20 protein-coding genes are annotated in these 20,174 nt (G+C 41.0%); 17 read left to right on the top strand and 3 right to left on the bottom strand.

The features are described from left to right. From T458_RS49965 to T458_RS49925, 10 genes are all read left to right on the top strand, one after another. Positions 1 to 756, top strand: a complete 756-nt coding sequence (locus tag T458_RS49965) for a hypothetical protein (RefSeq protein WP_023558675.1) — start codon at positions 1 to 3, stop codon at positions 754 to 756. Between the two features lie 149 nt (positions 757 to 905). Further along, complete coding sequence (locus tag T458_RS0129285; RefSeq protein WP_023558673.1) at positions 906 to 1,532, top strand: dTMP kinase; 627 nt, start codon at positions 906 to 908, stop codon at positions 1,530 to 1,532. 1 nt (position 1,533) lies between these two features. Continuing rightward, the gene (locus T458_RS49960) at positions 1,534 to 2,133 is read left to right on the top strand and encodes a CYTH domain-containing protein (RefSeq protein WP_023558672.1); all 600 of its coding nucleotides are present in this window, start codon (positions 1,534 to 1,536) and stop codon (positions 2,131 to 2,133) included. An 18-nt stretch (positions 2,134 to 2,151) separates the two neighbouring features. Then, on the top strand, positions 2,152 to 3,447 hold the full coding sequence (locus T458_RS49955) for a type III PLP-dependent enzyme domain-containing protein (RefSeq protein ID WP_023558671.1): 1,296 nt from the start codon (positions 2,152 to 2,154) through the stop codon (positions 3,445 to 3,447). Positions 3,448 to 3,465: 18 nt separating this feature from the next. Then, a complete protein-coding gene (locus tag T458_RS49950) occupies positions 3,466 to 4,293 on the top strand; it encodes a hypothetical protein (protein WP_023558670.1) in 828 nt (275 codons plus the stop codon). 157 nt (positions 4,294 to 4,450) lie between these two features. Beyond that, on the top strand, positions 4,451 to 4,705 hold the full coding sequence (locus T458_RS49945; RefSeq protein WP_023558669.1) for a PqqD family protein: 255 nt from the start codon (positions 4,451 to 4,453) through the stop codon (positions 4,703 to 4,705). A gap of 58 nt (positions 4,706 to 4,763) precedes the next feature. Then, positions 4,764 to 5,492 carry a CPBP family intramembrane glutamic endopeptidase gene (locus T458_RS49940; protein WP_023558668.1) on the top strand — a complete coding sequence of 243 codons (729 nt, stop codon included), beginning with the start codon at positions 4,764 to 4,766 and terminating at the stop codon, positions 5,490 to 5,492. A 29-nt stretch (positions 5,493 to 5,521) separates the two neighbouring features. After that, positions 5,522 to 6,328: an ABC transporter permease gene (locus T458_RS49935; protein WP_023558667.1), complete on the top strand. Its 807-nt coding sequence runs from the start codon at positions 5,522 to 5,524 to the stop codon at positions 6,326 to 6,328. A gap of 12 nt (positions 6,329 to 6,340) precedes the next feature. Next, entirely contained in the window at positions 6,341 to 7,327 is a 987-nt protein-coding gene (locus tag T458_RS49930; protein ID WP_023558666.1) for an ABC transporter ATP-binding protein, read from the top strand. Then, positions 7,324 to 7,860, top strand: coding sequence for an ABC transporter permease family protein (locus tag T458_RS49925; RefSeq protein ID WP_023558665.1), 537 nt, complete (start codon positions 7,324 to 7,326; stop codon positions 7,858 to 7,860). The genes T458_RS49930 and T458_RS49925 overlap by 4 nt, the downstream gene beginning before the upstream one ends. 195 nt (positions 7,861 to 8,055) lie before the next feature. Here T458_RS49925 and T458_RS49920 read toward each other — a convergent pair. Continuing rightward, positions 8,056 to 9,199 (bottom strand): IS3 family transposase gene (locus T458_RS49920; protein ID WP_423236789.1). Its coding sequence is split into 2 segments (ribosomal slippage): positions 8,056 to 8,929 and positions 8,928 to 9,199, totalling 1,146 coding nucleotides; the frame shifts between segments, so codons are not numbered across the junction. A 1,115-nt stretch (positions 9,200 to 10,314) separates the two neighbouring features. Here T458_RS49920 and T458_RS49910 point away from each other — a divergent pair. The 3 genes from T458_RS49910 (at position 10,315) to T458_RS49900 (ending at position 12,470) form a co-directional block, all read left to right on the top strand. Next, positions 10,315 to 10,872 (top strand): dihydrofolate reductase family protein, encoded by a 558-nt coding sequence (locus T458_RS49910; RefSeq protein ID WP_023558664.1) that lies wholly within the window; start codon positions 10,315 to 10,317, stop codon positions 10,870 to 10,872. A 432-nt stretch (positions 10,873 to 11,304) separates the two neighbouring features. After that, entirely contained in the window at positions 11,305 to 11,931 is a 627-nt protein-coding gene (locus T458_RS49905; protein WP_252989865.1) for a dihydrofolate reductase family protein, read from the top strand. 128 nt (positions 11,932 to 12,059) lie between these two features. Next, positions 12,060 to 12,470, top strand: a complete 411-nt coding sequence (locus tag T458_RS49900) for a VOC family protein (RefSeq protein WP_023558662.1) — start codon at positions 12,060 to 12,062, stop codon at positions 12,468 to 12,470. 13 nt (positions 12,471 to 12,483) lie between these two features. Here T458_RS49900 and T458_RS49895 read toward each other — a convergent pair whose 3' ends face one another. After that, complete coding sequence (locus tag T458_RS49895) at positions 12,484 to 12,927, bottom strand: DUF2269 family protein (protein WP_023558661.1); 444 nt, start codon at positions 12,925 to 12,927, stop codon at positions 12,484 to 12,486. Positions 12,928 to 12,929: 2 nt separating this feature from the next. Beyond that, complete coding sequence (locus tag T458_RS49890) at positions 12,930 to 13,283, bottom strand: ASCH domain-containing protein (RefSeq protein WP_023558660.1); 354 nt, start codon at positions 13,281 to 13,283, stop codon at positions 12,930 to 12,932. Positions 13,284 to 13,545: 262 nt separating this feature from the next. Between T458_RS49890 and T458_RS49885 the strand changes: the two genes are divergently transcribed. From T458_RS49885 to T458_RS49870, 4 genes are all read left to right on the top strand, one after another. Next, entirely contained in the window at positions 13,546 to 13,884 is a 339-nt protein-coding gene (locus tag T458_RS49885) for a DUF1801 domain-containing protein (protein WP_023558659.1), read from the top strand. A 196-nt stretch (positions 13,885 to 14,080) separates the two neighbouring features. Continuing rightward, positions 14,081 to 15,823, top strand: coding sequence for a hypothetical protein (locus tag T458_RS49880; protein ID WP_023558658.1), 1,743 nt, complete (start codon positions 14,081 to 14,083; stop codon positions 15,821 to 15,823). Then, positions 15,804 to 19,148: an AAA family ATPase gene (locus T458_RS49875; protein ID WP_023558657.1), complete on the top strand. Its 3,345-nt coding sequence runs from the start codon at positions 15,804 to 15,806 to the stop codon at positions 19,146 to 19,148. The genes T458_RS49880 and T458_RS49875 overlap by 20 nt, the downstream gene beginning before the upstream one ends. A 103-nt stretch (positions 19,149 to 19,251) precedes the next feature. After that, the gene (locus tag T458_RS49870; RefSeq protein ID WP_031306158.1) at positions 19,252 to 20,073 is read left to right on the top strand and encodes a macro domain-containing protein; all 822 of its coding nucleotides are present in this window, start codon (positions 19,252 to 19,254) and stop codon (positions 20,071 to 20,073) included. Positions 20,074 to 20,174: the final 101 nt, after the last annotated feature.

The following is a 20,174-nucleotide window of genomic DNA, read 5'->3' as shown; positions in this document are numbered from 1 at the left end:
ATGAAGAATATCGATATTTTAAAGGAGCAACTGAAACAACATAAATCAAGTTTTAATGAATTGAGTACTAAACTGGTAGAAGTGGATCCAAAAGGCTCCTTCATTTTGTGGTCTTCTTATTTTGAGGGTCTTGGAACAAGGTCTTCAGATATTGATATATATCACGTTATTGAGGGGAAAAAGGAAAGGCGATCAGCTGAAACCGTTAAAATTAATAATATGATCTTAGACATAGAGAAAATAGAGATTGAAAATCTCCTTGAAACTATAGAGAGGCTCGGAAAATTTTCATTAACCAACGAGCTTGATCCATTTATTTCAATGGCAAAATTGAAAATTCTTTACCGATTAAAAAAGAGTGTAGTTATCAATCGTAGTAAAACAGTTGAGGAAGCCATAAAAAGTATTGACCTAGAGTTATTAAAGCGGGCGATAACACATACTTGCTACTTAGAATACTATTCTGAATACCAAGATGCAGTCAACTTCTTTAAAGACAATAGATACAAAGAAGCGTACTATCTAGCAACTTCTGCATTATATAAAGCATTAGGTGTTTATTGTGGAGAACACGGAAAACCTCAAACCAAGCAAAAGTGGTATTACAAGGTGTTTGAAGATTTAGTAGGAAATGATCACAAATTGGTTAATAAGTACTGGGCATCACAAAGTATAGAAAACCTTAATCAAATATCGCAAAAAGTCGAGGAGATATTACAGCTTAGCCAGGTGATTATTTTAAGGAAAGTAGATTAGGAGGCGTAAAATAATGAAGGAATATAAAAAGCCAAAATTAATACTTGTTAAAAAAATTAATGATATAAAATATGAAAAACCTCTTCTCAAACAAACGAAAATGCCAGTAGCAACAATGCTTATTTAATACACTGGGGGCGTTACAGAACTTGAACGGCAAATTAATCGTATTTGAAGGTATCTATGCTTGTGGAAAAACAACTCAAATAAAACTAATTAAAGAACATCTTATATCTGAAGGATATGAAGTGGTTGACACGAAATGGAACTCATCTGAAATTAAGCCTTTTACTGACTCGATTAAGCTTCAAGGGTTCACACCTTTAATTTGGTTTTCAATGCACTTAGCAGATTTCATTTTACGATACGAGAAAATCGTCAAACCAGCCTTAAATAGTGGCAAAATCGTCTTAGCGGATAGGTGGGTTTATACTGCTTTTGTGCGTGACTCAATAAAGGGAGTGCCGTTAGATTATTTAGAAAAATGCTATAGTTTTGCAAAAACACCCGATTTAACACTCATTTTTGATCTTCCTGAGCAAGAATCATTAAATCGACGAAGGGTAAAAGGTGTTTCTCCAGCTAGCGCAGGTTTAGATCTCGGACTTTCAAATAATTTAGAAGAAAGTTACTTAAAATATCAACAACTCATGAGAATGAGATATTCATCTTATGTATATAAAGAACAAACACTTAAATTAAATGCAATAAACTCGATAGAATCAATCTTCGAATCGATTACGGGAAGAATTACTGAATTAATTAGGAGTGACTGAGGTGGAAATTGTTAATGAACAAGAATATAAAAGATTATTAAATGCAGATGACTTCAATAAATTAGCTAACTATTTGGACACAAAATATGAAAAAGAAACAGTAATACAAACTAATTACTATTTTGACACGTATAATTTTTGTCTGCAAAAAAAGAAGGTAACATTAAGGATACGTGAAAAGCAAGGTAATTTCCAAATTTGTTTAAAACAAAAAATGGAGGAACGTAGTTTAACCACCTCTACTGAAATTAAAAGAAATCTTTCAATTGAGGAGGCGGTTTATATGTTGTTAAATAACCGCATTCCTGTAGATGTTGTACATTGTATTGCTGAAAAAAATGTTAACCCCTATAAAATTAGAATACTCGGAAGTTTAAATACAAAAAGAACTAACTATGTTACAGATTTGGGGATACTAAGTTTGGATCATAGTTTGTATTTTGGAAAACACGATTATGAAATTGAATTAGAAACTAGTGAATCTGAATTTGCTGAAAACAAACTTATGAAATTGTTAAAGAAGTTGGAAATTGACTCTGAATCAACTGTTGGAAATGGTAAGTACTCTCGATTTGTTAAAGAATTTTGTATTAATCAATAATAAAGGAGATGCGAGATCGTGGATCACCTAATTACAAAGAATCTTTTAAAGAACCTATCGATCGAATATAAAACACCATTCTTTGTATATGATGAACAAATACTAACCAATACCTATAATAAGCTGAAAAATGCTCTTCATGAAAAAATTGAAGTGTTCTACTCTGTTAAAGCTAATCCGAATGTAACAATCGTTAATCATATTAACAATCTGGGAGCAGGACTTGAAATATCATCAGAATCAGAATTGATTTGTGCATTAAAAGCTGGGGCAAATTCTAAAGATATTATTTTTGTTGGACCCGGCAAGACTGCACATGAAATAGAATTTGCAATTTCACATGATGTTTATTGTATTGTTGTTGAATCAATTCAAGAACTTGATTTAATAAATACTATTGGTCTGAAATACAACCGAAAAATCAATATTGCTCTTCGTGTAAATCCTTCTCTTGTTGGAAGAGGTTCCGAGTTAATAATGAGTGGAACGTCATCAAAATTTGGTATTGATGAAGATTGGTTTTATTCAGAGAGTGATATTAATAACAAATATAAGTTTGTACATATAATAGGTATTCATACATATATGGGGACTGGAATATTGGACTGGCGAATCTTCTTTGAAAATACAAAATATATCTTAGAAATGGCAGCTAGACTTTCATCTAAGCATAATTTCAAGTTGGAAATGATAGATTTTGGCGGAGGGTTGATGCCTACAGTATATGAACAACAAGGATCAGTTAATCTTGATGAAATTAAAAAGCATTTATCTCCTTTTATTGATAGTTACATTAATGACCTCGGATACGTTCCAAGATTGATTTTAGAGTCAGGAAGATATCTTGTTGCGCAATGTGGGTTTTACGTAACTAAAGTATTATATACCAAAGAATCTAGAGGAAAAAGGTTTGCCATAACTGATGGAGGTATACACCAAAACATAGCTGCAGCTGGAGGAATTAGGAAAAATACTGATGGTAACTTTATAACAGAGGTAATCAGTTCGAACAATCGTAATAATATTATTCAAAACGTGGGTGGTCCCTTGTGCACTCCAGCAGATATGTTATTAGAAAACGTACTACTACCTGAATTGGAGCAAGGAGATCTAATTGTGTTAAAGGGATCCGGTGCATATGGATTAACAGCTAGCCCATCATTATTCCTAAGTCAAGGTTATTGTACTGAAATTTGGGTTTATTCAAATAATAATGAAATTGGTAGTTGTATGATAAGAAAAAGGCAAATGGCTGAAGATGTTTTTAGAGATCAAATTCTATTTTCAAATAAAAATGTTGAAAATTTACATTAGTGTAAGGAGTGAGAATCTATGCACCCATTGTTAGAAAAGGTCCTTGTTACTCCTGAAACTATTACGAAAATGATAAGTTCGATTGATATAAATAGTTCCCTTGTTTATGTAGCAGGCTCAATTGCTGAGGGGTTTGGTAATGTAAAATCAGATGTTGACATTTATGTTATTTGCCACGATGAGAATTTGGATCGATTAAAAAATCAGTTTTCTTCTAATGATGCTGTTTTACAGGTTGAACAATGTGTTGTATGGAATGTAAGAGTTGATGGAGTACGATACGATTTTGAGTTTTGGAGTTGGAATTGTTTCAATGATATGATTAATCGTCTTAATAAACTTGATTTTAAAACCGAAAATTATTTGGATCGATTGACTTATAGTGAGTTTGATCTATTACATCGTTTAAAATTTGCTAAACCATTAGTAAACCCTACTACTTTCTATAATATATACGAGAAAATAGAATTTGAAAATTTAAATTATTATAGCGTGGTTACCTCGTCAGAGAGATATGCAGGTTTACTTGAGGATTTACAAGGTTCTATTATATCGGAGGATATTGGTTCTGCAGTTGTTATGGCTAGATTATTACTTGATGTTGTTGTTAACTCTTATTTGTCAGTATATGGAGAGACAAATCCTAATCCAAAATGGATGTTTAGAAAAATAAAGAGATACCAACAGACAACAGGAGACCATACCTTACTTGATAAATATCAGAGTTATTTAATCTCACCTGAATATATTAATGATTCAAAGAAATACGTTAAAGAAGTAGTGAAGTATTGCCAAGAGTTAAATCTTAGGGTTCAAGGATCATTAAGAGATAAACAGCTAAGTTAACATTATATTGAAAGGAGGTGATAAAAATGTACAAAGCGCCAAAACTGAAAAGTGTAAAATTGCTCGCCGGAATGGAAAATGCCTAATTTTTTAGGTACCGATGGGATTCCCATCGGTACCAGCCCCCTATAAAACACAATTTAAAGGAGAATATTAAATGATATTAAGTAGAGATATTTTTGTTCAAAGCCGCGTATTAAATGGGATAAACTATCTAGCAAAGAATAATGAAATTTATCAACTAGATGAGATTGGTGAAATTGTTTGGAAATCAATTGATGGAAAAACCCCATTAGAAGAAATAGCTGCCTCTATTGCTGCTAATTATAATGTTGACAAAGGAACAGTTTTATCCGATTTACAGGAGTTTATTCAAGAATTACTCAGTAAAGAATTAGTAGAAGTTGAATAGGCCGGTGGGAATTTATATTCTCACCATTTTGATCTACTTTTATTATTTGAGGTGATTTATGAGTAAGTATCAGTGGATAAGTCTAGTTATTATAGAAGCTATGTTAATCATGTTTGTTATATCATTTAAAACAACAGAAATGTATTATTTACTAATATTCACAAACTTAAATTATTTCATTAATAGGCATGCTCATTTAATTAAAAATAATTGGTTTAAAGGTGCTGATTGGGTTAGGCGCTCAGTATATTTCTTACCGTACTTGCTTTGTTTATTGTTCTTACCAACCAGTCATATGAACGAAATAAGACAAGATGGGGGACTTTACCTAATCTCTATTATCATAGGTATCTGTTTCATTATTCCACGCCTTAAAGAACTAAGCCCATTTTATAATAAGGATTTTATATCGTTATTACCACCTGTTTCTTTCAAGACTGTCACAATTGAATTGTATACTAAAATTGGTTCAGCAGTTTTTCAAGAAACATACTATAAGGCATTTGTATTAGTACTACTATATCCATTCGTCGGAGGAACTTTAGGAGTTTTCATTTCATCATTGCTTTTTATGGTTGAACATTTTCTCCACTACTGGGCTACAAAATCATTTGTAATTAAAGATTACTTATTCCAATTTCTCCTGAGTATTTGTGGGGGAATCATGTACTGTGTTACTGGTGATATAATAACAGCTATTTTGGTTCATCTTACATATAATTTAATAGTGGCATTTAATTATGTCTATCGATTTTTGATTCAAAGGAATAAGTCTGTAGATTGTTAACCGATGATTAATAATAATGGGGGAAGTAAATGTTTTCGGTTATTAAAGCAACATTTGTTAGAAATACGATAGCAATGTATAGAGCATACCCATGGTCATTTTTCCTTGGCCATATACTTACGGGTGTTTATACGGTACTTTTTGCTTATTTTACATATACATACGTATTTAAGGGAAGCTTAGATCCAAGATTCAAAATATATGCGGGTTCAAACGATTATCTAAGTTATGTTATTTTAGGTGGTGCACTTTATTCATTTGCAGTTTCAACATTAATGAATGTAAGTCGTTCCTTAATAACAGAATATAGAGAAGGGACTTTAGAAGGATTACTTATATCGCCCTTTTCGAGGAAGGGATATTTTATTGGTAATGTAACACAACAAATTATGCGAACCTCACTCGAATTCATTATAATTGTTACATTTGGTCTTATTTTCGGACTTGATTTAAGTAAAATTAACATATTTGGGGCTATATTAATTTGGGTGTTATCAATATTCAGTTTCTTTTGCCAGGCTCTTTTTTTGGGAAGTATAATGCTATATTTTCGCGATACTTATATTAGTCAAAATACGCTGTTTTTTATAATGTCTTTTGTATCAGGTGTCACCTTTCCAGTGGCTTATTTACCGGATTGGATAAAACCACTCAGCTATATTATGCCTCTCTTTCCATCCTTGACTATGTTCAGGAGCGTAGTTATAGAAGGACAATTAATAAGCTTGCATATTAATGATGTTATCCATTTGTTAGTACTTTCAATTACCTATTTATTTATAGGGTCAATATCAATCAAACATATGGAGAAACGAATTATTGAACAGCACTACTAGTAGGAGGAAAAAATGTTAATAGTTAATGATGTAAGTAAAATTTATAGAACAAAACAGAGACTAGGTTGGTTCAAGAGTGAATGGCAAGAAAATATTGCAGTTAACAACTTATCATTTAAAGTTGAACCAGGTCAAATTGTTGGATTATTAGGTATCAATGGTGCTGGAAAGACAACAACAATAAAAATGTGTTCAACATTGCTTGAACCTAGCAGTGGTACTATATTTGTTGATGGGATGGATATTGTAAAAAATGATAAAAAAGTAAAATCAATTGTCAATATGATTGCTGGTGGAGAGCGGATGCTATATTGGAAACTAACTGCGAAAGAAAATTTAAGGTATTTTGGAAGCCTTTACGGACTTAAGGAAGCTGAATTGGATCATCGAATAACTAGTTTATTAAGGGAAGTAGGCTTAGATATAAAATCTAATATTCCTGTAGAACAATTTTCTAAAGGCATGAAGCAACGATTACAGATTGCAAGAGGTCTAATTAATAACCCCAAATATCTATTTCTTGACGAGCCAACCTTAGGTTTGGATGCATCAATCGCAAAGCATTTAAGAAATTATGTCAAGGAATTAGCAAAGGAAAAAGGAAAAGCAATTATTCTAACGAGTCATTATATGAAAGAAGTAGAAGAGTTATGTGATGAGGTACTTATTATTGATAAAGGATCATTGGTTATGCAAGACAAGCCTGAAAGGTTAACTAACCTCTTCTTTAAGGAGAATACCTTAAAGATCACGGTTTCAGAGATACCAGATTCACTACATACTAAGTTAAATAATGAAATTAGCCAAAACAAGGGAACGTGGCAAATTCAAAGTACAGATGATGATGAATATGATTTGATAATAAAATCAGAAAAAGATATGACAAATTCTATAGTTTCACTACTGGCATACCACAACTTACGTATTCTTAATATTGTGTCGGAAAAACCTAGCTTAGAAGATGTAATTTTATTAATGTCAGAGAGGACAAGTGCATGAAAGGCTGGAAAACATTCATAATTGCAGAATTTAAGAAAGAGCATAGGAATATGTTCCAAAGTAATTTGATTTATTTTTCACTTCTTTTTTGGCCAATTTTAAAATTTTTAATTGCATTTTATTCTTTTAAACCTTTTTTTACTGGTAAAAATTCGCCTATAGAGAGATTCATGGATTCAGGATCACTTACATTATTCTTATTAACTGGATATCTATGCTACACTTTTTTCTGGTGTCTTGTGCAGTCAGCCTGGAGAATGAGCTATGAGAGACAATCTGGTACACTTGAAATGATATTTATTACACCTGTAAATAGATTAGCATTTATTTATGGGCGTTCGTTATCGTCACTTATTGAAGGAATCTGGTTATATTTCACTTTTATTGTAATAGTAATGTTTTTGGTAGAAGGAATTCAAATTAATGGCTGGTTATCAATACCTTTAGCGTTCATAATATTATTAGTTTCAGCGGTAGTTTGGGGAGGTTTTTTAACTATTGCTTTTCTTTTCTCTAGAGATGCTAGTATGTAATGCCCCCCTTTGTCAAGACACTTTGAGAACGAAAATAAGTTATGTCCTCCCATCTTTTTGAATGGTGGTACAGTTCCGAAGGCCGCTTGACATGGAGCCTCTGCGGGCATGACTGCTCGCGATCGGGCGATGGCTAGTAAGCTAGCATCGCGAGGCTAACTAGCCTATCATGCCCGCCCCTCCATGTAAAGCTGCCTATGCTACCGATGTTACATGCTCGTAGTAAATCCTGTCTGGTGTTGCATAGTCCAAAGATTGATGAGGACGGTCCGTATTGTAGAACGTGACGTACCGTTTGATGCCTTTCCGTAATTCTCGTGGATTTTCAAATTCATTCAGATAGATACATTCATACTTTAAAGCTCGAAAGAATCGTTCTGTACGACTATTGTCCGTCGCACGTCCCTTGCCATCCATCGATACCTGGATTTCATGTTCTGCCAACAGATTGAGATAATCTGCATTCGTAAAATGGCTGCCTTGATCACTGTTGATGATTTCTGGCTTACAGCGACGAAATGCTCGTTTCAGACAGGTCATGACAAACCCTTTCTCTAGCGTGCTCGACAACTCGTAATCAACCACCTTGCGACTGAACCAGTCTATGATGGTGAACAGGTACATAAATCCTTTCCCCATGCGAAGGTATGTGATATCTACTCCCCAAACGTGATTGGGGCGATGGATGTCCAGTCCCCGTAACAAGTAAGGGCGAACGTACTTTGCATGCAGTCGCTTGCTCAAATTGGGCTGTGGATGGATTCCGTGAATCCCCATGAGTCTCATCAGACGCCGTACACGTTTGCGATTGACGTTGAAACCCATTTCCCGCAGTTTGACGGTGATCCGCCTGTACCCGAAGAAGGGCTTGTCGGTGTAGATGGCATCAATCACGTGCATGATTTGAATGTTTTCAGCGCTCTCCTCCGTTCCTGCGGGCTTGCGGTACACACTTGTACGATTAACACCTAACAAAGAAGCTTGGCGCTTAATGTTAATTGTGGGATGATCGCGCTCAATCATGGCTTGGCGCTCTTTGACGGATTTATTTAAGGCCAGATTTTTTTTTGAGCCAGTCGATCTCCACGGTTAGTTGACCGACCAGCTTTTCCAGATGTTCTTGTTTGCTCTCGTACTCCTTTCTCAGTTTGTCCGCTTCACTGGTTCCCTTCTCGAACACCATCGAGGCTCGCTCAAGAAACTCGGCTTTCCACCGGCTGATCATCACCGGATTCAGCTCATATTTGGCGGCAATTTGATTCACGGTCTGCTCTTCCTGAAGAACCTCAAGCACGACCTTCGTTTTAAATTCTGGGGTATATCGGTTCCGTTTTTCCATGGCTTCATTATAACTTATTTATCACGCTCCCGTGTCTCAGCCTATGGGAGCATTGTAGTATTCTGTTCACTGTTGTAGACGAACCAATGAATATCTTTTCTGGTGTAAGAGTCCCACAAATGGCTTTTCCACTTTGGGCAAAATTAGTTTCATTTTGTTTTCCTCTTACGTATTCTATAAATGTTGTTAGAAAACTATTAATGTCTAAAGCTTCTTTTTTTGACATATTACCTGATTTAGGAACTTTGTTGTTAGTCTTAGTTGTGTTGATATTAGTATCGTTAATTATGCTAAGAAGAGCAGAAAGGCACTTTAAGAAAACTGGAAATTTAGTTTTATTCTAGTTTCTTTGAGGATCAAGTAAAGCCGTATATCAGCTTAAAATGAAGGCGTCACTCCCGAAGGGATTGTCATTTTCTCTACCAACGTGTCAAGGATTCGCTTCGCCTTACGCCCTTGACTCCGTTGTCTACGAAAAGGATATCCCAATTAGGGGGATGAAACCTTTTCATAAATCGGTTGACTGAGTTTACACAAAATTCTTAACAAAACTGGGAAGAGATTTGAAAATTGAAATGAACAACACTGGTTAGTCTATGATCTGTGCTCCTTATGATCAAACAATGGTTCCCAACTTTCTTTTTATGGTAATTTCTAGTGGTTTCACACTTTCCTTTTTTCATGTTTATCACGTGTCGCATCAAAACCAGTAAAATTCCACAAAAGTAGTTCCAGAGTTTTTTTACACCTGTCAAAAGCTGTTAAGTGATAATAATGTCTGTCACTAAATAATAGACTTTGCCACTAAATAAAAAAGTCTGCTACCAAGTAATATAGTTTGTCACTTAATTTAAGATCATTATCAGCCCCAGTGTGCCAAATAAATTGGTCATAACTGGGGCTATTTTTGTTAGATGAAAGTAGACTGAGAAAAAATAGTATTAGACTGAGAAATAAAGTTGTAGACTCGGGAAATAAAGTATTAGACTTACGCCTACTGACTAAGCTAACGGGCAGGATAGTTAAAAAGATACCATTTATGTTATATATATGACACAAGGTGACATATTAAAAATCTATAATGGGTGGTAGATCAACGAAAGGAGGAACAAATTATGAAACGAAGAATACTTTTAGATTTAGCAGTTACTTTAGATGGTTTTATTGAAGGGAAGAATGGGGAAGTTGATTGGTGCATCGCGGACTCTGACATGGGGTTTATTGATTTCTTAAATCAAATTGATACTATTTTATATGGAAGAAAAAGCTATGATTTATGGGGAGAATTTACTCCAGAAACTGAACTTACTGATACTGAAAAAGAAATGTGGGGATTATATCATAGTAAAGAAAAATATGTGTTTTCCAGGACAAAAAAAGGGACTGATAATAAAGCAATATTCATAAATGATAATATTCTTGAAGAAGTAAATAAATTAAAGAATAAGCCTGGTAAAGACATGTGGCTATATGGCGGAGCAAGTCTCATTACAACTTTTATGGATTTAGGGCTTGTTGATGAGTTTAGATTATCTGTGCACCCTGTTATTTTGGGAGAAGGAAAACCTCTGTTTATAGATATAAAACAGAGGTTGAATTTAAAAATGGTTAATACAAGAACATTCTCCTCTGGCGTTGTGCAACTAATCTATCATTTGAATGAGAAAGAATAATATCATCAGGAAATACTGGATAGTAATTGTCACTTCTTCAACTAAACGAAATAACAATAGTTAAACAAAGCAGCGGCAGTCTAAAACTTATTTCTCAAACGCTGACGATTTTTTAGCACAAAAACCGCGTCAAATCAACAATTGCAGTCTAATACTTTATTTTCTGTGAACATTAGCGTTACTGTTCAATGACATTAGAGTTGGTAAATTTACATTAGAGTTAGTAAGTATAAATTGCATTCGCACAGCCCGATTCTAGTTGGAATCGGGCTGATTCTCTTTTTGCCAAATTAAAGTGCAAACAAAATATTGGGGTATTGCATTAACGGACAGAATTGTTTAATTTACCATCCTTCGTTACATTAAATTTGTATTCGGTCAGGCCAGGACTGTGCACATTAGCAATCCATGAGAAACCGGACATGCTGTTGGATGATAAAATGTAGACATAAAAGAGGCTGCAATGGAACGTGTAATCTTGATGATGAATGTGCGAGAAAACCAGGGAGGAGAGTCAGTCGCATGGCAAAGATCGTTTTCGCATTGAACCAGTCTTTGGACGGATTCGTCGACCACGACCACACGGCATTTCAGCCCGACCCCGTGCTATTCCGTCATTTCATCGACGACGTGCGCGGCCTGGCGGGCTGCCTGTACGGGCGCCGCATGTACGAGACCATGCGGTATTGGGACGGAGACCATTTTGAATGGGATGCGCCGGAACGGGAATACGCAGCGGCGTGGCAAAGCAAACCGAAGTGGGTGGTGTCGAGGACGTTAAAGTCCGTCGGTCCGAACGCTTCTCTGATTGAGGGCGACCTCGCAGCGGTCATACGTGGGCTGAAGGCTCAGCATGAAGGGGAGATTGAAGTTGCCGGGCCGGAGTTGGCCCACAGTCTAACGGAGCTCGGTCTCGTTGATGAGTATCGACTCTATCTCCATCCAGTCGTGCTGGGTCACGGCAAGCCGTTCTTCGCCGGTCCGCGGCCGCCGCTGCGCCTCGTGGCAAGCGATCGAATTGGCGAGAAGGTGATCAGGTTGACCTACGTTCCAGCTTAGTTGTGAGGTTGACCCAGCGGCCTAAAGGGCACGTTACTTTAATAGGGATTCACCGGCTGTAGCGGCATCAGAGGATGCTGGATAGTAGCCGACCTCACAAACTAATTTGACGAAGAGGTGTTTTGAAAATGGCATTAACGTCCGCATTCACGAGCTTCAACCTGCCTGTAAAAAACGTAGAACAATCGAAAGCGTTCTTCACCGGACTCGGATTCGAGCTCAACCCGCAATTCCCCGAGAACGAGAATTCGGTAGCCATCGTGATCGGCGACAACCTGCAGGTCATGCTGATCAATCAAGCATTCTTTAATACGCTCACGGAGAAGGAATCCGTCGATACGAGCAAATATGCGCAGATGACGATCGCATTGGCCTTCGAGAGCCGGGAAAAGGTCGATGAAATCGTGAATACCGCGGTATCCTTGGGCGGGAAATTGCACGCTGAACCTGAAGATCATGGGTTCATGTATCATTGGGGCTTCGTGGACTTGGAAGGGCATCTGTGGGCCATTAACTACATGAACATGGATCCCAAGTGAAGGACGATCATTTCTACCATACTTCAGGCTTTACCACCATGAACCATAGCATGGCCAGCAAAAGAAACAAATAGATCCAGATCGAACGAGTAAGCGACTGCACCAATTTATCCTTGTCCTGGTCAGTTTCATGAAACTTCCGTATCTTCGGGGAAAATGCGCGTGCTAGGAAATACAAGGAGCTTACCAGGATCAATACAGTCATCACGATCCAGGACGACTTCCATGACCAATACCCACCCATGACAAGCAATACCCCGGATATGACCAAAACATGACCGGCATGCTTCGCCAAACGTGTGGTAGACCTGAATGTATCCAGATAGGCTTCTTGTTTGGTGAGGTCAGCCTCTCGCAATCTTTTCATCATGGGTAACAGAACAAAAAACGGGCCAATGGACATCATGGCACTGATAATATGTAGATAAAGAATCGTCTTATATAATAGAATGTTCACCGTTATTTTTCCTTGCCCCGGCTAAATTCATGGACCCACACACGCATTTGCGGCAGCCAAGGCATCCCTGGATGAATTGATAAAATGGATTGCTTATATTCCTCTACATTTGAATATCCCTCTTGTTTGGCATGATCATCCGTTACTTCCCCGAGCGACTGTGAATAAACCTTGTCTATGACAAATTTGTGGCCTTCGAGTGTCATGATTTCACCAACATCTGCGTAGCGTCCATTGCGCCGTGTCGCGGTTTTTTGTCCCGACAATACTTTCTCGATATCCGACTTCACGGTAATTAAACGATCGATTGTACAGGTTTTTGGGGGTAAAGCGTCAGAACCCAATTGATTTTGCATACATGCCATCCTCCTTTTTTCTTCTAAAACACTTTATCATAAGTCGAGCCATGAATGCACAAGCACACGACAAAGCTGCCGCGATGAAGTTAGGTAGCTTTACGCTAACAGGCAGTAAGGCATCACAGCAATCTAAAAGAAATCTTGCTGCGACCATCATGCTATGATTGCATTAGTAAAATCTGTATAAGAAATTCGGATGCTGTATTGTCTTCGTAGGGTAAAATTCTCACCACTTATTACCAGGAAGGAGCAGTACGCAATGAACCAGGAGGTCACATCTTTTATTGAAAGCCTTAGTCAGCCGTGGCAGGTTGAAGTTTCTAATCAACTCCGCCAGATTATCCATGTATCCATTCCTGAAGTAGAAGAACGAATCCAGTACAAAAAGCCACATTTCTTAAAAAATGGACACTACGCCGCGGTAATTTCCCCTTCCAAGGACGCTATTGCATTTATGATCATGAATGCAACTGGTCTGGAAGTGCCTAAGGGATTTGAAGGCCCTGCTGAACGGAAATGGCTCAAAATTCGTGAAGGCGATTTACCCGATTACAATATGTTGGCTGAGCTTTTGACTAAAGCATCCAGTTCTCTGTAACAAAGCGGATCGGAAATGGAGAGTAAACAAAAATAAAGCTGTACTTTAAGAGTAGAGGAGACATGTCCTTTACTCTTTTTTATAAAAATACAGGGTGAAACATTAGAGTTAGCACGTTACTTTCACCCTACATTGATGTTATTGTATAAATAGTAAAACTATGGAAATATTTGGTGATAGTAGGGAGGGAACTTCCATGACGATATCAGTTATTCCGATAGAACGGTGCTTTGGGGTTGAGAGCGAAGACATCGTGCCTTCTTTTGACTTTCTGGAGATTGAGGACCCGACGTTTCGACTGTTGCGCATGCAGTGCAAAGGGGACGTCCTCGCGCATCCGGAAATGGGAGTGCGAAATGCGAGCGAGTTGCATGCAGATAAATGTAGGGAGGCGCTGAAACTGGCGAGAGCTCATCGGGCAGATATCTTCCTTACGCCCGAGTATGCGATTCCGCTTCCCTTGATTGACGAGATTATTCGAACGACTGAATTGCAGCCGCATCCGAATAAGCTGTGGTGTCTATGCTGCGAAGGCGTGCCCTGGGAGATATTCGAAGAGAAAATAAATGAGTGGTCGGATCGTGCCTACGTTGGCAAAAAGGCGCTGGAAGAGGCGTACAGGAAAAACTTTGCGGGGTTTCTTCTCTACCTGTTTCAATCCAAACGAGGAGACAAGCTTTGTATCGTGCCGCAGCTAAAGCTTCAACCAATGAGAGAAGACATCTTTGTTTGCGAGGGAGATGGGCTATCCAGAGGAAAACACGTCGTACTCTTTGGAGATCAGAAGCCCAACCAGCTGGTCTCGATTATTTGCGCGGATGCTTTTCACCCAGACTTGAAAGACTCTAGCAAGTTTTTTCCGGGGGGCAATGAGCGGAAATTGATCATCTTGCATCCGCAGATGAATCCAGCCCCGCGAAACGGCGAATTGGCAAGCTTGCGGAACAATCTGTTCAGCCAGGAGTGGGGGAACTCGACAATCTATATTACCGCAAACTGGGCGGCAGGCAGCGCGATTTTTCCGGAACAGATACCGGGGGCAAAACATATGGTTCAAACACCGTGGTCGAGTATCTATCGCCGGTTTCATAACTATGGCGGCGATGAGTGGGCCGAAAAGCTGCGCAGCGTTCGAAATGAGAATATCAAGCACGGGCTCGGCTTCGCATTCGAAGATTATAAGAAATACAAGGTGTGGTTCGCGCATAAGAATGAACATCTTCAGTTGCTTGTTGTCCGCAAGCCGTATGGAGGAGGTCCGGCCATCCTGAAACCCTCGGGTACGGTACAAGCCAGCAAGCTATACCTGCCCACTGAGAGAAACGATGGATGGGAAGCTTCCACCCTGCATTTTCAAACCGCTTTGCCGGACGAATTAGCGCGAGAAGCCACAGGCGAGTTCGCTTTTCCCGTCCATGCCAGCGTCGAAGAGCGAGACAAATTTTTCGGACTTTGCCTGGGTCACTTTGAAAAAGGAGAGCTCACCTTGTCTGAGAGTGAGCAAAGCTCCCGGATTAGCTATCACATTGACGATGCCTGCGAGCCGGGGCGGATGCGTCAGGCAGACAGGGTAGCGAATCTGATTCGCATTTTGAAAAGCGAAAGGACGCTGCCTGCTCAGCTCCGAAAGCTGCAGGGAGGGTATCAGTTTATGCTGGCAAAGGAGACTCCCTTTAACTTGATCCCCAAATCGGGGAATGAAAAAGGCGGGGCCCTCGTCAGCTATGTGGAGAGAGAAAGCGAAATGATAGAGACAGCCGAGGGGATTTTGCGGAAGAATCAATTGTTGGGAGATTCCATTTGCGTTTTTGCTAGGAAACCCACGGGGGAAATCACGCATTACCCTCAAGTCAGCGAGGAATTTACCAGCCCCGACCGGGTAGAAAACAGGACGGATATCTCACATGGAGGTGTGTCGATTGAACAACCGTTTGATTAAGCTAATCCGCGCGTGCGGTCTCAGCTTTGTCCGGAAACATCATCTGTACGGGGAAGTCTATGAAGCGACCCATAGATGGCAAGAGGTGACGCTGGGTAAGTACATATTGGTCCCGATGGCGCTGGATGACTTTCTGGGCGTTACGGCCAATCTCCAGGAATACGAGAGATTTGAAGAGCAAGTGTTGGCGCCGTTCTACTTTCGGCTGAAAGGGGACTGGAGCTGGAACCTTTATTTATGTTTCATTTTGGAAGAGGATGACTTGAAGCAAGTCCCGATAGAGCGAATGGTGCGGGTGGAGCGGGGAAAACGCTACGGCAAGAAGCTGATCCTAACCTGGTCCGATCTTGCCAGGCGGCTGCCGACAGCCAAGCTGCCGACTCGCATGGATGGGCAAGTAGCCGCAGACCCGCTCAAGGAGTGGGAACAGGCTTTGGCCCCTTTTGGTCTGGGGTTTTGTCTGCAGGATTACAGTGATGCCTCGATTGGTCATTACCTGGATGACACGATGGAATCGATTCCCCAGGAGTCTCACAAAGAAACGATGGAAGCCCCTCCTCAAAAGCCGACTGGCCCGATTCGAACGCTGCAATTTGGAGAAGCGTATCGCTCTCATTTTTTGTCGAGTGCGCCAGAATTGGAATTTGCCCAAGTCAATCTGCTGTCAGGTCCGAACGGGATGGGAAAAACCTCTGTGCTAGAGTGCATCGAGCTGGCATTTACCGGGGCGATTCAACGGAATCTGCTCTCTGATTCAGAAATAAGAGAATCATGGGATGGACGAATGACCTTTTCGGGAGACGAAAGGGTATTCGAGGGAGTGCCTTCCGAACAGGAAAAGAAAGAGCGCGAGATCGCATACTACAGGCAGAAGGTGGCACCTAAAGCGCGAAGCCAGATCAATCGGATGTTTCATCAGTATAATTACTTTTCTTCCGAGGCAGTCCACCAATTTTGCTTTAACCACGACAGCCAAATCGATTACCGGACCGCTTTTGCCCGCGTGATTTACGGCGAGCAATTAGAGCGTGTCGAGAGACGATGGAAGCAGCATAGAGATGAAATGCAGAAAAGAGCCAATCGGATTCAGCGCACTCTGGCAAGCCTGGAAGCAAATCTTGCCGAGCAGCAAGACGGGCAGGCGCAAGAAACCGAATTGATGAGAGCCAGAGCCGCAATGAAACGAAACGCGATCTCGAAATGGATGAAAAACTGCCATTACGCGTACCCGATATTGGAGGAGGATGCGACTCTGTCCGAGGTCGAAACGTGGCTGCAGCATCTGGAGCCTCGCCTGACAGAGCTGGAGATCGTGAGTCGCCCCCTGATCCATCCGAATTTAGGGGAGATTCAAAGTGGCAGACAGCTAAAGTCGGCGATCGCCGCTAACCACGCGGAACTAACCGACTGCCAAAACAAAAAGAACGAAGTATTGGAACAGCTCAAAACGGTTTCGTCTGCTGAGAAATTGGTGGAGCAGCGGAATGCTTTGCGAATGCTCATATCGGATCACGAAAAAATACGCGATCAGTATCTTCAACTGGCCCAGCAGCTTCAAGGCAAAGTGGGGATATTTGATCAAAGCAGTTCCCGTGATCGCAGGAAATGGATCGAGCAGAGATTGGCCGAGCTTCAAGAAGAGTTGTTGGAGATAGAGGCTGTCATTCGCCTTTACGGGGATGTAGCAGATGCAGCGACCGAGTATGCAGATGTACACGAAGCGAGAAAACAGATGGACGAAGCGGAAACCCAATGGGGGGATGCGAGAAGGCATTACCAGGAGGCGATGGCGCGAACAAAGGCTCAGCAGGAGCGTTCCTCTTTCCTGCAAAGGCTTGCTTCGGAGATCAAAGTAGATGGCCGTCACTACTTGGAGGCAAATCCGGGTGAATCCCGCTGCCCCATGTGCGGGCATGATCATACGACCTCGGAAACGCTTTTGCAAGCCATTGAAAAGGGAATCCATTCTGACGACGAATGGCTTACCAAGCTTCTGGAAGAGGAAGAGCACAGCAAAATACGCTCGCAGGCACAGCATGAAGTCTATGAAGCCGCCAAAGAACGCTACCGTGTATTGATTCGATTCCAGGAACTGCACGCCTATTTGTTGGCACGCAAGAACCGCTTGATGATGGTTAAAATCCCGGAAGCCTTTGATCCCGCGCACTTGCAGCGTGTGCTGAAAACATGCACAGAACAACAAAAACAGAAAACAGCTGAGCGCCGCCAGTTTGAGCAGGAAGCGCAAGATTTGGACAGACGAGGGTTTACGTTACAGCTGATGGCCGAGCTGGATGCTCTTCTGGAATCGCCGCAGCTCGAATCCGTCCGGACGGAGATGGGGACGGAGGCAACAGGACAACAGCTCGTACGAGGACTTGAGAAGCGGGCGAATTTGCACCAAAAGGAAATCGAGAAGGCCCTTGAAGAATCCGCAACGGTCGAGGAACTGATTCGACAAGCAGAGAATCACCACCAGGAGTTAAGAAAACGCATGGAAGAGCTGGAGAAGCTGGAGAGAGAGCTTTCCAGCGCCAGGCAGCATCTGGTTGCGGCTGAACAGGCATATGAGCGATTGCACGAGCATAATGTTCACATCAGTGTGGAGCATTCCTGGCGAGATTGGCGCTCCTACCTGGAGCAATTGATCGCGGAGTGTTCGAGCTTGACGGAAATCCTCAAACCGCGCCTGTTGCTGGAGCAAAGAGAAAGTGTAGCTTTAGAACTGATGCAGCAGATCCAAACCGAAACGGAACGATTGCGTCGCTGCGACCAAGCGCTAAGAGTACTCTTTGGGCTGAAGCAGCTTGCAGAGTACGGAGATGAATTCGTCCGAAGCAACTTCGAGGCGATCAGCCAGCTATTCGTTGCGCTGCATGCACCGAATGAGTTCGAGGCGCTCCAATGGAATGAGAACAATCAGATCGTCGCCAAGCGAAAAGGAAGCAGTGTAAGCTGCACCATCAATCAGATGAGCACCGGTCAGCGGACGACTGTGATCCTCGCCGTGTTTTTCGTGATGCACCTGGTCATGGATACAGCACCGAGGATTTTGATGCTGGATGAACCGGTAGCCAATATGGACGAGTTGAATGTGCTTGGATTGCTGGACTTCTTGCGGCAGATCACGATTACGCACGGAACCCAGATATTTTTTACAACAGCCAACCCGCAGGTAGCTACGCTGTTTCGGCGGAAATTCAGCTTTTTACAGGAGCGCTTCCAGTCCTATCACCTGCAGCGTTATCCGGAAGGACCGGTTCGCATCCAGGTTCAGTCTTTTGTACCCGACCAAGAACGTGCGGTGCGTGTCCTGCAGCTATAGGCCGGGGATGCAGTGCGCGACTTGCTAGACAAAGGGGAACGCAGCCTTGAGAAAAAGAATAAGGGCATTTTTTTCGACACATGCATGGAAGTATTCGTTTGTGATGAAACGTTTCCTTGTACATTGGATCACGATGTTTTCGGTCATTTGGACGTTTATCGAATTTGCCGGATTTTTTTTCGAAAGGGACGGCTCCCCTGTAAAACCGCCTGTTTGGGCCGCTCTGCTCATCGGGATCGCCTTGGCGCTGTGGATGAGCCGTCCGAGACTGACCCGAACCGTAAAGCTGCAGGACAAAGACATTACGCTGCAAATTACCGTTCATGACGTCTTCCGTGTCGGCGGCGGTGCGGTAATCGTCCCGTCCAATGTCCTGTTTAAACACGATCATCTGGATGAAGGAGCCGTACAGGCACAGCTGCGGAACCAGTTTTACGAGAATCCGGCCGCTTTTGAACGGGTGTTGGAGGACGTGCTCAAGCATGAGCCAAGTGAAATGATTACTTTGCAAGGGAATCAAGTAAGGAAATATCCTATCGGCACAGCTGCACGTCTTGAACTTAATTCGGCTAAAGTGAAGGGTGCGTATGTTGTTGCAACGGCTGAACTTAATGAGTATGGCAGGGCAATACCGAATCGTGAGCAATTTAGGACAGCGTTGAATAGCTTGTGGGACTATATCGGTAAGCGAGGCAGAAAAGAACATTTGATCATCCCTGTAATCGGTAGCGGAAGAAACCGTTTGAACGTGAACCGTTATGAGCTGATCCACGATATCGTAAATACGTTTATGCTTGCTGTAGAATGCTGCAAATTCAGTGAGAAGCTGACCATCGTTATTCATCCCGATGCTTTTATGCGAAATCGGTATGATTTAGAAGAGATGGAAGAGTATTTGCGTTATGTTAGCAAGTTTGAGGTGTAAAGCATTCGATAGGTGGATTTTGTGCCTGAAGATAACTTTCAATACTTGGAGATGGTCTGTTAATTGAGTTACCTGTGCCGGGGTAGCTCTTTTTCGTTTAC

The organism is Brevibacillus panacihumi W25 (genome assembly GCF_000503775.1).
Taxonomy (GTDB): domain Bacteria; phylum Bacillota; class Bacilli; order Brevibacillales; family Brevibacillaceae; genus Brevibacillus; species Brevibacillus panacihumi_A.
This window is presented reverse-complemented; position numbering and strand designations above follow the sequence as displayed.

What these genes read in the sequence shown, in the direction of transcription:
- T458_RS49965 (WP_023558675.1), top strand. Translation starts at nt 1, where the DNA reads ATGAAGAATATCGATATTTTAAAGGAGCAACTGAAACAACATAAATCA.
- T458_RS49950 (WP_023558670.1), top strand. Translation starts at nt 3,466, where the DNA reads ATGCACCCATTGTTAGAAAAGGTCCTTGTTACTCCTGAAACTATTACG.
- T458_RS49945 (WP_023558669.1), top strand. Translation starts at nt 4,451, where the DNA reads ATGATATTAAGTAGAGATATTTTTGTTCAAAGCCGCGTATTAAATGGG.
- T458_RS49940 (WP_023558668.1), top strand. Translation starts at nt 4,764, where the DNA reads ATGAGTAAGTATCAGTGGATAAGTCTAGTTATTATAGAAGCTATGTTA.
- T458_RS49935 (WP_023558667.1), top strand. Translation starts at nt 5,522, where the DNA reads ATGTTTTCGGTTATTAAAGCAACATTTGTTAGAAATACGATAGCAATG.
- T458_RS49930 (WP_023558666.1), top strand. Translation starts at nt 6,341, where the DNA reads ATGTTAATAGTTAATGATGTAAGTAAAATTTATAGAACAAAACAGAGA.
- T458_RS49925 (WP_023558665.1), top strand. Translation starts at nt 7,324, where the DNA reads ATGAAAGGCTGGAAAACATTCATAATTGCAGAATTTAAGAAAGAGCAT.
- T458_RS49910 (WP_023558664.1), top strand. Translation starts at nt 10,315, where the DNA reads ATGAAACGAAGAATACTTTTAGATTTAGCAGTTACTTTAGATGGTTTT.
- T458_RS49905 (WP_252989865.1), top strand. Translation starts at nt 11,305, where the DNA reads ATGATAAAATGTAGACATAAAAGAGGCTGCAATGGAACGTGTAATCTT.
- T458_RS49900 (WP_023558662.1), top strand. Translation starts at nt 12,060, where the DNA reads ATGGCATTAACGTCCGCATTCACGAGCTTCAACCTGCCTGTAAAAAAC.
- T458_RS49890 (WP_023558660.1), bottom strand. Translation starts at nt 13,283, where the DNA reads ATGCAAAATCAATTGGGTTCTGACGCTTTACCCCCAAAAACCTGTACA.
- T458_RS49885 (WP_023558659.1), top strand. Translation starts at nt 13,546, where the DNA reads ATGAACCAGGAGGTCACATCTTTTATTGAAAGCCTTAGTCAGCCGTGG.
- T458_RS49880 (WP_023558658.1), top strand. Translation starts at nt 14,081, where the DNA reads ATGACGATATCAGTTATTCCGATAGAACGGTGCTTTGGGGTTGAGAGC.
- T458_RS49870 (WP_031306158.1), top strand. Translation starts at nt 19,252, where the DNA reads ATGAAACGTTTCCTTGTACATTGGATCACGATGTTTTCGGTCATTTGG.